General features: G+C 50.5%; 21 protein-coding genes. All 21 read left to right on the top strand.

Annotated elements, in window-relative coordinates; translation table 11 throughout:
* The first annotated feature begins 257 nt into the window (after positions 1-257).
* Positions 258-698 (top strand): sigma factor-like helix-turn-helix DNA-binding protein, encoded by a 441-nt coding sequence (locus IJ369_RS05375; protein WP_290716907.1) that lies wholly within the window; start codon positions 258-260, stop codon positions 696-698.
* 53 nt (positions 699-751) lie between these two features.
* A complete protein-coding gene (locus IJ369_RS05370; protein ID WP_290716905.1) occupies positions 752-1,132 on the top strand; it encodes a terminase small subunit in 381 nt (126 codons plus the stop codon).
* Positions 1,129-2,367, top strand: coding sequence for a PBSX family phage terminase large subunit (locus IJ369_RS05365; RefSeq protein WP_290716902.1), 1,239 nt, complete (start codon positions 1,129-1,131; stop codon positions 2,365-2,367). The genes IJ369_RS05370 and IJ369_RS05365 overlap by 4 nt, the downstream gene beginning before the upstream one ends.
* 18 nt (positions 2,368-2,385) lie before the next feature.
* Positions 2,386-3,828: a phage portal protein gene (locus IJ369_RS05360; RefSeq protein WP_290716900.1), complete on the top strand. Its 1,443-nt coding sequence runs from the start codon at positions 2,386-2,388 to the stop codon at positions 3,826-3,828.
* On the top strand, positions 3,825-4,235 hold the full coding sequence (locus IJ369_RS05355) for a phage scaffolding protein (protein WP_290716898.1): 411 nt from the start codon (positions 3,825-3,827) through the stop codon (positions 4,233-4,235). The genes IJ369_RS05360 and IJ369_RS05355 overlap by 4 nt, the downstream gene beginning before the upstream one ends.
* 13 nt (positions 4,236-4,248) lie before the next feature.
* The gene (locus tag IJ369_RS05350; protein WP_290716896.1) at positions 4,249-5,163 is read left to right on the top strand and encodes a hypothetical protein; all 915 of its coding nucleotides are present in this window, start codon (positions 4,249-4,251) and stop codon (positions 5,161-5,163) included.
* A gap of 17 nt (positions 5,164-5,180) precedes the next feature.
* Positions 5,181-5,513 carry a hypothetical protein gene (locus IJ369_RS05345; RefSeq protein ID WP_290716893.1) on the top strand — a complete coding sequence of 111 codons (333 nt, stop codon included), beginning with the start codon at positions 5,181-5,183 and terminating at the stop codon, positions 5,511-5,513.
* Positions 5,514-5,526: 13 nt separating this feature from the next.
* Entirely contained in the window at positions 5,527-5,889 is a 363-nt protein-coding gene (locus IJ369_RS05340) for a hypothetical protein (protein WP_290716890.1), read from the top strand.
* The gene (locus IJ369_RS05335) at positions 5,886-6,347 is read left to right on the top strand and encodes a phage tail terminator family protein (RefSeq protein ID WP_290716888.1); all 462 of its coding nucleotides are present in this window, start codon (positions 5,886-5,888) and stop codon (positions 6,345-6,347) included. Before IJ369_RS05340 ends, IJ369_RS05335 begins: the two co-directional genes overlap by 4 nt.
* A complete protein-coding gene (locus tag IJ369_RS05330) occupies positions 6,313-6,471 on the top strand; it encodes a hypothetical protein (protein ID WP_290716886.1) in 159 nt (52 codons plus the stop codon). The genes IJ369_RS05335 and IJ369_RS05330 overlap by 35 nt, the downstream gene beginning before the upstream one ends.
* 1 nt (position 6,472) lies before the next feature.
* A complete protein-coding gene (locus IJ369_RS05325) occupies positions 6,473-7,765 on the top strand; it encodes a phage tail sheath family protein (protein WP_290716883.1) in 1,293 nt (430 codons plus the stop codon).
* Between the two features lie 12 nt (positions 7,766-7,777).
* Entirely contained in the window at positions 7,778-8,233 is a 456-nt protein-coding gene (locus IJ369_RS05320) for a phage tail tube protein (protein WP_290716880.1), read from the top strand.
* A gap of 25 nt (positions 8,234-8,258) precedes the next feature.
* Entirely contained in the window at positions 8,259-8,621 is a 363-nt protein-coding gene (locus IJ369_RS05315) for a phage tail assembly chaperone (RefSeq protein ID WP_290716877.1), read from the top strand.
* The gene (locus tag IJ369_RS05310) at positions 8,603-9,250 is read left to right on the top strand and encodes a LysM peptidoglycan-binding domain-containing protein (RefSeq protein WP_290716874.1); all 648 of its coding nucleotides are present in this window, start codon (positions 8,603-8,605) and stop codon (positions 9,248-9,250) included. The genes IJ369_RS05315 and IJ369_RS05310 overlap by 19 nt, the downstream gene beginning before the upstream one ends.
* Positions 9,251-9,268: 18 nt before the next feature.
* Positions 9,269-10,246 (top strand): XkdQ/YqbQ family protein, encoded by a 978-nt coding sequence (locus IJ369_RS05305; RefSeq protein ID WP_290716870.1) that lies wholly within the window; start codon positions 9,269-9,271, stop codon positions 10,244-10,246.
* A gap of 2 nt (positions 10,247-10,248) precedes the next feature.
* On the top strand, positions 10,249-10,614 hold the full coding sequence (locus IJ369_RS05300; protein ID WP_290716867.1) for a phage tail assembly chaperone: 366 nt from the start codon (positions 10,249-10,251) through the stop codon (positions 10,612-10,614).
* Positions 10,615-10,625: 11 nt separating this feature from the next.
* Entirely contained in the window at positions 10,626-10,772 is a 147-nt protein-coding gene (locus tag IJ369_RS05295; protein WP_290716864.1) for a hypothetical protein, read from the top strand.
* A gap of 15 nt (positions 10,773-10,787) precedes the next feature.
* Positions 10,788-11,411 carry a hypothetical protein gene (locus IJ369_RS05290; RefSeq protein WP_290716862.1) on the top strand — a complete coding sequence of 208 codons (624 nt, stop codon included), beginning with the start codon at positions 10,788-10,790 and terminating at the stop codon, positions 11,409-11,411.
* Between the two features lie 12 nt (positions 11,412-11,423).
* Positions 11,424-11,741, top strand: a complete 318-nt coding sequence (locus IJ369_RS05285) for a DUF2577 domain-containing protein (RefSeq protein WP_290716860.1) — start codon at positions 11,424-11,426, stop codon at positions 11,739-11,741.
* A 1-nt stretch (position 11,742) separates the two neighbouring features.
* Positions 11,743-12,147 carry a DUF2634 domain-containing protein gene (locus IJ369_RS05280; RefSeq protein WP_290716857.1) on the top strand — a complete coding sequence of 135 codons (405 nt, stop codon included), beginning with the start codon at positions 11,743-11,745 and terminating at the stop codon, positions 12,145-12,147.
* Position 12,148: 1 nt separating this feature from the next.
* Positions 12,149-12,892 (top strand): baseplate J/gp47 family protein (locus tag IJ369_RS05275; protein ID WP_290716854.1); only part of this gene is annotated, 744 nt, incomplete at its 3' end.

The following is a 12,892-nucleotide window of genomic DNA, read 5'->3' as shown; positions in this document are numbered from 1 at the left end:
CCATTCTGCACAGGCAGCTATCTGTTATAGGTAAATTATAGCATGCAAGAGTAAATTCCAAAGGTATAGAAGTTACTCTTGCAAATTTTGTACAAAGGTAATCCAGCAATCAGACTGGAATTTAAAAATACATTTAAGGTTGACAGGAAAACAAGGAAAATGATAGAAATAATAAGAACAAACATTCTATAAATAGATAAAAATAAGAATATGTGTTTGTGCAAAGGGGTGAAAATGGATTGGCTTGGAAGGCATTTGTGAAAGGAAAACTGGACAGCGACAAGGGGCGTATGAAGGTACGGTTGCTGGACTGGGGCTGCGCCATGGAACGGTGCGTATGGAAGCAGGAAGAAATGAAGAAATTGATGAAACTGCGGGAAGAACAGAAAAATTTGATAAAGGAAAATGATTCTGCGGCAGTGGGGAAAATTCTGGAAGAAATCGAGCGAAGATATGAAGGAGAGATGGAAAAACTACAGGCGGAACTGGTGGGACTTCTGGAGAAAAAGGCTGAAACAGATGAAATGCTGAAAGCACTGACGGAGGATGAGCGGGAATTTGTGGAACTGCGGTTTGAGAAGGGGTATGGATTTGACTATATTGGCCTGCAGTTACATATGAGTCGGGCGACAGTTTTTCGGCTGCAGGACAGGACATTGGAAAAACTGATGCAGATGGAGAAAGATGAGACTACGTGAGAGAAGGAAGGGGATATATTGAGGAAGCAGTGGAGAAAGGAGGCGATGCAAATGTGGCAGAGAGAAAAACACTGACGGAGAAACAGGAACTGTTTTGTCGATACTGCGCGGAAGGAAAACGACCGAAAGAAGCGGCAAAACTGGCGGGGTACAGACAGGCGGAGACCATGGCGAAAAAGTTGATGCAGATGAGCAAGATTCAAAAAGCCATCGAGAAGAGGAAATACCCTAAGAAAGAAAAGCCGGAAGAAGAAACGGCAGTGGCAGAAAAAGAAGAGATCCTGTGTTTTCTGACGGAAATGATGCGAGAGGATGACGACCCGAAGCTGCGGATGAAAGCGGCAGAGCTTTTGGGCAAGCGGGAGAGTTTGTTCGAAAGAGAGAAAAAACCAGAAGGAAAGAGCCGCATCATCATCGTGGATGATTTGCCATGAAGATGACGAGGCTAAGCGAGTGTATCGGGGAAGGGTTTTACGGACTGCACAGAGACATTCGGGAAGGAAGGCATACCCACTACTGGCTGAAAGGCGGCAGGGGCAGCGGGAAATCTTCGTTTTTATCCATCGAAATTATTCTGGGGCTGGTGGAGAACGAGGATGCCAATGCGGTGGTGCTGCGAAAGGTGGCGGCGAACCTGCGGGACAGCGTATTCGAGCAGATGACCTGGGCCATTCATGCTTTGGGTGTGGAGGATGAATGGGAAAGAAAGGTCAGCCCTATGGAGCTGGTGCGAAAGGGGACGGGACAGAAAATCCTGTTTCGGGGCTGCGACGACCCGAGAAAGTTGAAATCCATCAAATTTCAGAGGGGATATGCCAAATTCATCTGGTATGAAGAGGCGGACGAATTTGGCGGGATGCAGGAATTACGAAACCTGAACCAGAGCCTGATGCGTGGGGGCGAGGAATTTCGTATCTTTTACAGCTATAACCCACCAAAACACGCCCGAAGCTGGGTAAACCAGGAAGTTACGGAGGAACGGGCGGACAGGCTGGTGCATCACAGCACCTATCTGGAAATGAAAGAGGAATGGTTGGGAAGCCAGTTTTTGGCAGAAGCGGAATACATACGGAAGCGACATCCTGAAACCTATCGTCACGAATATCTGGGGGAAGTGACAGGGGGCGGCGGAGAAGTATTTCGAAACCTGACGCTGCGGGAGATCACGGATGCAGAAATTGCCTCTTTTGACCGTATCCGCAGAGGGCTGGACTGGGGGTATGCCGTGGACCCACTGCATTACACGGTGAACCACTATGACAAAACCAGACGGCGTCTATATATCTTTTTTGAACTGCGGGCCCAGGGCATGAGCAACCGCAGACTGGCGGAGGAAATATCCAAAGAGAACCCGGACCGCAGAGAAATCATTTGCGACAGCGCAGAGCCGAAATCCATTGCGGAAATGCGGGAATATGGCGTCGCAGCCATTGGGGCCAAGAAGGGGCCTGACAGCGTTTATTACGGCATCAAGTGGCTGCAGGACCTGGAGGAGATCATCATTGACCCGAAACGATGCCCGGAAACGGCAAGGGAGTTCTACGGATACGAATACGAGGGGGACGGAAGAGGCGGCTGGAAGGCCGCGTTCCCGGACAGAGAAAATCATGCCATCGACGCGGTGCGCTACAGCAGGGAAGATGACATGAGACATGTACGGATCAGATAACAGAAAGGAGAAGGGGAATTGTTTATCACAGAAATGGAGCTGCTGAAAGCAAGGCTGGCGGCGGGGAAAAGCCTCAACGACAGCCACATCCTGAAGGAGATCATTCAGGAGGACAAAAACAGCGAGAAGAAAAAGAAAATGGAAGAGGGCGAGCGATATTACAAAGGGGAACATGACATCCTGCAGAAGGATTTTCGCAGAAGCCCTGTTTCCGAAACGGGAAGAGACGGGGAAGAAAGCATGCAGATGTTTTTCAACCCCAACAGAAGCAATCACCATTGCGTGAACCCGTTCCATCATACACTGGTGGCCCAGAAGACGGCGTATCTGGTGGGGAGAGAACCTACGGTAGCGGTAAAAGGCGGGAATATCGCCTTTGAAAAAGAGCTGGCGGAGCTGGTTGATGAAACCTTTAACAGTATGCTGCAGAAATGGCTGACAGGGGCGGCAAACAAGGGGGTGGAATACCTACATGTTTATTACGATGAGGAAGGGGAATTCCGATACTGCATCGTGCCTGCGGAGGAGATCATTGTGGTTTACGATGAGGTGTATCAGCAGGATATCCGAGAGGTCATTCGTTATTACGACATCAAAGTTCTGGACAAGGGGAGAGAAAAGACCCGCAGACGGGTGGAATGGTGGACAGCGGAGAACGTGACCTATTACACGGAAAACGGCGACGGAGAATTTCTGAAGGACAATGAAAGTGGTCATTGGACGGTGACGGAGCTGCTGGACGGGGAAGAAAGAGAAGTGTTTCAGCATGGCTGGGGCAGAGTGCCTTTTATCCCCCTTCGGAACAACGACAAGGAGATGACCGACCTGCAGCTGGTGAAGGGGTTGATCGATGCTTACGACTATGTGAGCAGTGAAGGGACCAATAATCTGTTGGATCTGGTGGATCTGTACTGGGTCATTCAGGGCTATGGCGGCGAAACAGCCAGCGCGGTGGCGCGGAAGCTGCAGGTGAACAAAGCGGTGCAGATCAGCGACAGCAGCGGCAGCGTGGAAGCAAAGCAGGTGGAACTGCCTGTGGAAGGCAGGCTGGACTGGATGCAGATGCTGCGAAAGGATATTTTCCACTTTGGCATGGGCGTGGACACAGACAGCGACGACTGGGGTAAGGCTGTCAGCGGGGTAGCACTGAAATTCCAGTATGCCATGTTTTATCTGAAGATCAATGGCATCGTGCCTGAGATCAAAAGGGCCATGAAGGAATTCTTCCGCTTTGCGGTGGAGGACTGGAACAGGGAGAATGGTACCGACTGGGATTGGAAAAAGATACAGATCACGCTGAACACCAATGGCATTACGGATGATTTGGAGACGATGCAGATCATCAAGGAAAGCAAGGACATCGTCAGCGAAAAGACACTGTTGGGAAAACATCCTTTTGTGGAGGATGTGAACAGCGAGATGGAACAGCTGGAGAGAGAAAGAAAGGGGAAACAGAAATGACAGACAAGGAACTGAGAGAACTGGGCGTAGAGGACGCGTATGTGAGAAAAGACATTCTGGCGGCACTGGAAAAGGAAGCTGCCGATGGCGGCGACCTGCAGGCGGAACTGGATACAAAAATCAAAGAGCTGGATGAAGTGAAGAAACAGGCGGCAGTGGAAAGAGAAATTCTGAAGGCTGGCGGCAAGCATGTGAAGGCCATTCTGGCGCTGATCGACATGGAAAAGGTGACTTACGATGAGAAAAAAGGTCTGATGGGGCTGGACATGGATGCAATCAAGGAAGAGGCACCTTATCTGTTCCAGGAAAAAGAAGAAAAAAGAACGGGTACAGGCGCAGCAAGAAGCAGCCAGAAAAAGAGAGAAGACGAGATCAGAGAGGCTTTCAGAAAAGGCCTGAGAAGATAAGGAGGACGAGAGAATGAGTATCAATACACTGGAATATGCAAGCGTATTTATGGAAGAACTGGACAGCCAGCTGGTGGAAAAATCTACAACAGGCTGGATGGAGGATAATGCCGGCCAGGTGCAGTACAACGGCGGTGCGGAAGTAAAGATTCCCAAAATGCAGATGAGCGGTCTGGGGAACTATGACAGAGATGGCGGTTTTGCCAAGGGCGCGGTGACGGTGACTTATGAAACAAGAGAACTGACACAGGACAGAGGCAGAACCTTCCAGCTGGATGCCATGGACGTGGATGAAACAAATTTTGCGGCAACAGCGGGCAATGTGATGAGGGAATTCCAGAATACAAAGGTGATCACTGAAATTGACGCTTACAGATACAGCAAAATTGCGGAGCTGGCAGAAGCGGCAGGCAAAACAAAAAGCTACGCGCCTGCGGTAGACAGCATTTTTGAAAACCTGATGAATGACATTACAGAAGTAAGAGACACAGCAGGCGAATGTACAGAAATCGTGATTGCCATGAGCGCGAAAGTGGCAGGGATGCTGGACCTGGCAAAGGGCGGCACAAATGTACTGCAGAGCGGTTTCTTTGAACAGGGCAAGGCGGAAATCAAGGTGAAGGAAATCGACGGTTGTCCTATCATTCGCGTGCCTTCTGCCAGATTCCAGACAAAATATACTTTCCTGGATGGCGTGGAAAATGCGGATGGTGGCTTTGCGGCCGCGGAAGATGCGAAAGACATCAACTGGATGATCCTGGTGAAAAATGCACCTGTGGCGGTTTCTAAAACAGACGTGACAAGAATTTTTGACCCCATGACAAACCAGAATGCAAACGCATGGAAAATTGACTACAGAAAATACCATGACCTGTGGATCATGGACAACGGCATGGATGGCGTACTGGTAAACATCAATAACGCGTAAGGAAAGGCGGCGGAAGGATGAAAGAGAAGATTCTGGCGAAACTGCAGGAATTGAGAGCCGATGAGGAGAACCTTGCCGCCATGGAATTTGCGGCGGGACGCAGCGTAGAGATGATGCAGGCTTACTGCAATATTGACGAGCTGCCCGAAGAACTGCTGGGCGTTGGCGTGGCACTGGCGGGGATGCTGATGGACAGCAGCGCGGCTGCGACGCCTTCCCAGAAAGCGAAAAGCATCAAGGAAGGGGACGTCAGTGTGACCTTTGCCGAGGGCGTTTCCGGCGAAAGCGGGCAGGAAATGCTGGCTTGCTTCAAGGTGGAACTGGACAGATTCAGAAGGATGGACTGGTAAAGGGGGCAGCGGCATGAAAAGAGAATTTGAAAGAGCAAAAAAAGCCGTGGAAAGCCTCTTTTGGGACACCTGTTATGTGGAGATTTTTTCTGAGGAAGGCACAGACTGGGGCGAAACTTTGCACCAGAAGGGGGAAGGGGATTCCTTCCCCTGCCGCCTGATGGAAAAGACGGTGGCAAGTGGCGAAAACGGCCTGCTGGCGGAGGTGGAAAAGACAGTCGTGCTGCTTTACCCCGCAGGGAAGGACATCCTGCCAGGGAGTGCGATCCGCGTGCGGAAGGAGAACGGCGAGGAACGGCGTTACTTTGCGGCGGGAGACAGCCAGGTTTTTCTGACCCATAAGGCGGTTGGACTGAGAAGGAGAGATGTGGTATGACGGAGGACATCAGAAAGGCAGTCATCCAGACGATTTCGGAGAGATTTCAGCTGCCTGTTTATGGGCAGAGCGTTCCCCGGGGCGGGAAGAAGCCCTGTTTTACAGTGGAACTGAAAGGACTGGAGCAGAAGCGACTGCTGGGGAGAAGAATGGCGCGGAAGGTAACTTTTGAGGTCAACTATTTCTGCGGAGAAGAAAAAACAGCGGCGGCAGAAGGAATCGAAGCTGTGGACGGGCTGTATGAAGTGCTGCTCATCATCGGGGAAAATGAAAAATTCGCGGCCAGCGGCATGAAGCATGAAAAGACAGCAGACGGCGTGAAATTTACAGTGGAATATGAATACCACATTGTTTTCGTTGACGAGGAAGAAGATGCGGAACTGATGGAACGACTGAAACTGAACGGAGAGGAAATGGTTGGATATGAAGAAGAAATTCAGCAGGGAACAGCTGAGTAAGAGCAAGACCTTTGGGTACAACACTGATCTGGTGAAAGCGGTACTGGAGGAGAGAGACTACACGAAGGAAGAGGCAGAAAAGGAAATTCAGGCATATTTGACGGGAGAAAGAAAGGAGAACTGATATGGCATTAGGCGGCGGCACTTTTTTAGTGCAGAATAAAGTATTGCCCGGGGCATACATCAATTTTGTTTCCAGACCCAGAGCCATGGGCAGTCTGGGCGAAAGAGGCGTAGTCTGCGTTGGTATGGAAATGGACTGGGGCGCTGAGGGCGTGGTGACTGTGGAAGCGGTAGACTTCAGAACAGACAGCAAGGCACTGTTTGGGTATGATTACCTGAGCGATGAAATGAAGGACATGAGAGAACTGTTCCTGCATGCAAGTAAGGCGAAAATCTATCGACTGAACGGCGGCGAAAAGGCGAAGGCAACAGAAGGCGGCCTGACAGTAACTGCGAAATACGCAGGGGAAAGAGGGAATGACATTTGCTTGGCTATCGTGGCAAATGTGGACGAGGATGGTTACTGGGATGTGGAAACTTATCTGGGGACAGAACTGGTGGACACACAGACAGTGGCGACCATCGAAGAACTGGAGGACAACGACTTTGTGACTTTCAGCGGCACAGGCACACTGACAGCGGCGGCTGGTACATACCTGACAGGCGGTACAACAGCGGCGGTGACAGGCAGCGGGTACACTGATTTTCTGGCGGCGGCAGAAGCGGAGGATTTCAATGTGCTGGCTTACAACGGCAGTGATGAAACAACAAAGAAGCTGTTTGTGAACTTTACAAAGAGAATGAGAGAGGAAGAAGGCGTGAAATTCGTGACTGTGCTGCATGATTATGCGGAAGCGGATCACGAAGGCATCATTTCCGTAGGCACAGCAAAAGAACTGGTTTACTGGGTTGCGGGCGCAACAGCAGGTGCGGAAGTGAACGAAAGCCTGACAAATACTGTTTACGATGGCGAGTATGAAGTGGATGCGAAGCTGAAGAAGAGCGAATACATCAAAGGCATTCAGGCAGGACAGTTCCTGTTTTATGAAGAAGATGGCGAGCTGCGTGTGCTGAGAGACATCAACAGCTTTACTTCCTTTGAAGCGGCGAAAAACAGTGATTTTTCCAGCAATAGAGTGGTACGTGTTCTGGACAGCATTGCCAACGATGTGGCGAACATTTTCAGCAAATATTATCTGGGCAAACAGAGCAACAATGCCAACGGCAGAAATCTGCTGAAGGCGGAAATTCTGGCGTACCATGAGGAGCTAATGAAGATTGAAGCCATCGAGAATTTCACAGCGGAGGATATTACTGTGGAAAAAGGTACAGAAAAACAGGACGTAGTGGTTTACGAAAGCGTACAGCCTGTGGATGCCATGGAAAAACTGTATATGAAAGTGGAAGTTGTGTAAGGAGGTGCGAGCATGGGTTATCTGAGAGCAAAAGACACTGTCAATGGCGCGCTGGGCACCTGCTTTGCCATCATTGACGGGAAAAGACATGAACTGATGCAGGTGAAAAACGTGCAGGCAAAGGTGAAGAAAACCAGAACAGCCATCCCCATTCTGGGGCTGACAGCGAAACAGCAGAAAAGCGGCGGCTGGGAAGGTACCGGCACCATGACAGTCTACTATGTGAGCAGTCTGTTCAGAAAAGTGATGGTGGACTACATGAAAAACGGCGTAGACACTTATTTTGAACTGATGCTGACCAACGAAGACCCTACGGGGGAAACAGGCAGACAGACGGTTCTGCTGAAAGATGTGAACATTGAAGAAATGCTCATCGGCAAGCTGGATGTGGACGAAGCGGCTATGGATGAAGAAATGAAATTTACCTTTGGCGGCGTGGAACTGCTGGACAGCTTTGACGAGCTTTAAGAAATAAGGTAAGGGAGGGCATATTTTGGGACAGGAATGTTTTTATAGAGAGAACAGGAAGGACAGGGGAGAAAGAGAAGTCCTTCTGACGGAAAGACTGGCACAGGACGGGGGGCAGATGCTTTGGCGCATCCGCCCTATGAGCCAGAGAGAAAACGAGGACATCTGGAGAAGATGCGGCGAGGATGAGAAGAGATACGAAGGAGCAGTGCTGGCGGAAAGCGTGGTGTTCCCTGACTTGAGAGATGCCAAACTGCAGAACAGCTATGGCATGGCAGGGGCGGAGAGACTGCTGGGCAGGCTGCTGCTGGCAGGGGAATACGACCGACTGCGGATGGCTGTGGAAGAAATCAACGGAGGTGACGGCGGATGTATCGACTTTATTTGAAACAGGACGGGAAGCAGATCTTGCTGCCTGTAACTCCGGCGGAGATCCAGACGAAAACAGGGAACAGAAATAAAGCGGTTTATATCCTGAACTTTGGGGAAATGAACCTGGCGAAAAAGCCTGGCTTGCAGGAGATTCGATTTACGGCATTACTTCCGGGGAGACAATACAGTTTTGTGCAGACGGAAGATGGATTTCATGAGCCGGAATATTTCCTGAATTATTTTAAGGAATACAAAGCGGCGGCGAAGCCTGTACAGCTGATTTTATTTAGGCGGCTGGCGGACGGGACACAGCTTTTTTGCGGGAACATGGAAGTGCTGCTGGAGGATTACACTGTGACGGAAAAAGGCGGCGAACAGGGGGACTTCTGGGTGGAAATGCACTGGAAGGAATGGAAAACGGCGAAAAGCATCCGTTACAGCGTAAAAGGCAACACGATGGTGGAACAGGGGCAGGAACGGGCGGCCAAAACGGCCGCCGCCACCTATACGGTGCAGAAGGGGGACTGTCTTTGGAACATTGCGAAAAAACAGCTGGGTGACGGGACGAAGTATAAGGAAATCGCCCAGAAGAATGGCATTTCCAATCCGAACCTCATCTATCCCGGGCAGGTTTTGAAGCTTTAAGAGAAAGGGGAGAAGGGGTTGGAAATAAAGTTATTGCTGCAGCATGGCAGTAATATTTATGATGCAACGCCGATTTTGGAAGGCGGCGTGGAATGGTATGCCAGCATCGCGGGGAAGGCTGGCAGGCTGAAGTTTAAGGTTGTACGAGATGGTATCGTGAATTTCGTAGAAGGGGATAAAGTTTCTCTTTACGTGGATACGATTCTGCGGTTCAGCGGATTTGTGATGACGAAGGAGAGAACCAGTGAACAGATCATTTCCGTGACGGCGTACGACCAGATGTTTTATCTGGCAAGGAACAAGGCGACTTATGTTTTCCTGAATCAGGGGACAGGAGACATCATCCGAACCATTGCAGCGGACTATGGGTTGCAGGTGGGCGAGATCACCGACAGCGGCTGGAAAATTCCACAGCGTATTGAAGAAGGGGAAACGCTGATGGATATTATTCTTTCGGCGCTGGAAATTTGCGGGCAGGCAACAGGGAAGGAATATTTCCTTTTCGACAAGGCGGGCTGGCTGACGGTGAAGGAAAGAAACGAACTAGCGGCAGATGCTGTGCTGAAATGCGACGGCGGCATCAGCGATTATACATATAAGACGGATATCAGCCAGGATACCTATAACGCCGTAAGGCTTTACCATGCGGGGCGAAAGGAAACGGAACGGAAGGCATGGGAAGTGGAAAAGGCGGACAAGGTGAAGGAATGGGGCAGGCTGCAGTATTATAAGAGAGTGGCTTACACCATGAACAGCGCCCAGCTGAAGGAACTGGCGGAAAGCATACTGAAAGAAAAATGCAGAGTGGTGAAGAAGCTGACCATTGAGAATATCAATGGAGACATAATGCTTTACGCAGGGAACAGCATCTGGCTGGAGATCCCTGACCTGGCGGAGATCAGCCTGACGGGAAAAGCCTTGATCGAAAGCTGTACCCATATTTTTGAGGATGGGGAGCATGTAATGAAACTGGATATCCGCATTGAGGAGGTTTGAGGATGGACTTGAAAAGTTTTTTGAAGGAGAACAACGGCTTTCCTGAGAATCGAGAAGTAAGTATTTCTCCCTGCTTTGCAGAGGACGGCGCAGAAGTGCTTTGGGAGATTCGGGCGGTCAGTGAGGAGGAATACCGCAGGGCGGCGGAAGGCAAGAAGGACAAATGGGCGGCGTTGTGCCTGCTTTCCGTAGTGAAGCCTGATCTGACAGATAAGGTGCTTTGGGAAAGCTATGGCGTGGACAGCGGGGAAAAGGCGTTGAAGGAGATGCTTTACCCCGGGGAATATATGCGGCTGCTGGAAGCGGTGAAGGATATCAACGGCTTCGCAAGGCGGAAAAAGGCCTGGAAGGAACAGGCAAAAAACTGATCGAGGAGGGCGTGGATGAGGCGGACTATGCTTGCTATGCCCTCCGGAAATACGGGATACGGCCCGGAGAATGGGCAGAGATGACTACACCTGAGCGGATGTTTTGCTGTGCTGCCATTGAATTGGAAATAGAAGCGGCAGAGAAGGCAAGAGGATAAGAGGTGAAAAGGGGTATGGAGAAAGACAAGAAAGGGCTGTTTGGGCGTCTGCTGGATTTTTGGAAAGAGAAGATCGGGGCAGGCGAGACGGACAGCATTGGGTTTTGGAATGATACGGAGACTGTGGAAAATCATTTGGCTGAGATGGGCGCTGTGGCTTCCCTGACGCAGGAAGAAACGAAAAAAGCTTTCTGGGCAGAATCCATAGAGACTGCACAGGAAGAGAAGGAAGAAAAACTCTTTTTTGTGGAAGCGGCAGAGGAAGAAAAACTTTTGGAGGCGGAAGGCGAATCGTTAAATGGGAAGCGAGATGTTTCGAAGATATTTACAGCGGAAGTTTTCTGGAATGGGGGACGGGAAACGGAAGAGACAGAAGAACATGGACTTGGAACGGCGTTTGTGTGGGAAACACCGGAAGAGGAAAAAGCTATACGGAACATCATCCCTGTGATGGAAGAGGATGAGCAGGAGGAACAGATCGTAGAAACAGAACCTGCACAGGAAACTCGGCTGGAAGAGATGCCAAAGAGAGAAGACAAACAGACGGAAACACAGATCGATATTGAAAAACTGATGCGGCAAATGACGAAAAAGCTTTGGGAAGAAAGGGAAAGCTGCGGCAGGCGGCTGCGCGGATAAGGAGGGCGAAGGATGCTTGAGATCATCAAACAACTGGCGTTGGACGCGGCGGAAACAGGAGCGGATTTTTGCATCGGGACGGTGACTGCGGCGGAGCCCCTCTGCATCCGATTGGAAGAGGGGCTGGAACTGACGGAAGAATTTCTGGTGCTGACGGAAAACGTGCTGGAATGGGAAGAGGCGGGAACCATCAGCATTGACGGAGGAACGTGGAACAGCTACAGAATGAAGAGAAACAGAAAATTGCAGACAGGAGAAGCGGTGGCACTGATGCGGGCGGCTGGCGGGCAGCAGTATCTGGTGCTGGACAGAGTGAGAAAGGAGGGATAGGATGACACCGACACAGGAAGTGGAAATCGACATGGCGACCATTGAGAAAAAGACGATTCCCAGTCTGACCTGGAAGATCAACGAGGAACGGGCAGAGGTGCGGGGAACTGTAGATGAGCTGGAGGCGATGAAGCAGGCGGTCAACAAAATTCTGCAGACGGAAAGATACCGATATGCCATTTATGACTGGAATTATGGCGCTGAGCTGGAGGAACTTTACGGGCAGAACGTGACTTATGTGATCCCTGAACTGAAAAAGAGGATTGAAGATGCACTTTTGGCAGACGACAGGGTGACGGCGGTAACGGATTTTTCCTTTGCGCAGGAGAAAGGAAGCGTGACGGCGGAATTTCTGGTGCATACTATCTTTGGCGAAATAACGGCGGAAAGGACGGTGGATATTTGATATGGTGAAAAGTTTTGAAGAACTGATGGAGCAGAAACTTGACCAGATTGACGACAAAAGGGACAAGCGGCAGGGCAGTCTGATCTATGATGCACTGGCACCCAATGCGGCGGAGACGGCGTCCTTTTATGTGGATCTGGATATGCTGGAGGATAGAACCTTTGCAGACACGGCGACGGGGGATGACCTGACGAGACGTGCGGCAGAGAGAGGTATTCAGCGGAAAGGGGCTGTAAAGGCAACATTTTACGGGAGCTTTCTAGATGAAGACGGAGAAGAATACCCCGTTGAGGCTGGTACACGTTTTTTTCTGGAGAAATATTATTACGTGGTGCTTTCCAGAGAGGAAGACGGGCGATATGTACTGGAATGTGAAACAGCAGGCGCCTGCGGGAACGATTATCTGGGGAATCTGGTTCCTCTGGAGACGATGGCAGGACTGGCAACGGCTAACCTGGAAGAACTGCGGACAGACGGCGAGGATGAAGAAGGAGACGATGAACTACGGAAACGTTACTTTGCCAGCTTTGATGCGGATGCCTTTGGCGGAAACATTGCTGATTATGAGAGAAAGGTTAGCGCTCTGCAGAATGTAGGCGGCGTAAAGGTATACCCTGCCTGGAACGGGGGAGGCACGGTGAAACTGGTCATCATCGACCAGGGCTGGCGGGCGCCTACGGAAACGGAACTGGCGGCACTGCAGACGGAAATTGACCCGGAAAGCAGAGGCGACGGATATGGCATT

The sequence above is a fragment of the Anaerotignum sp. genome (assembly GCF_017483025.1).
Taxonomy (GTDB): Bacteria; Bacillota; Clostridia; order Lachnospirales; family Anaerotignaceae; genus Anaerotignum_A.
This window is presented reverse-complemented; position numbering and strand designations above follow the sequence as displayed.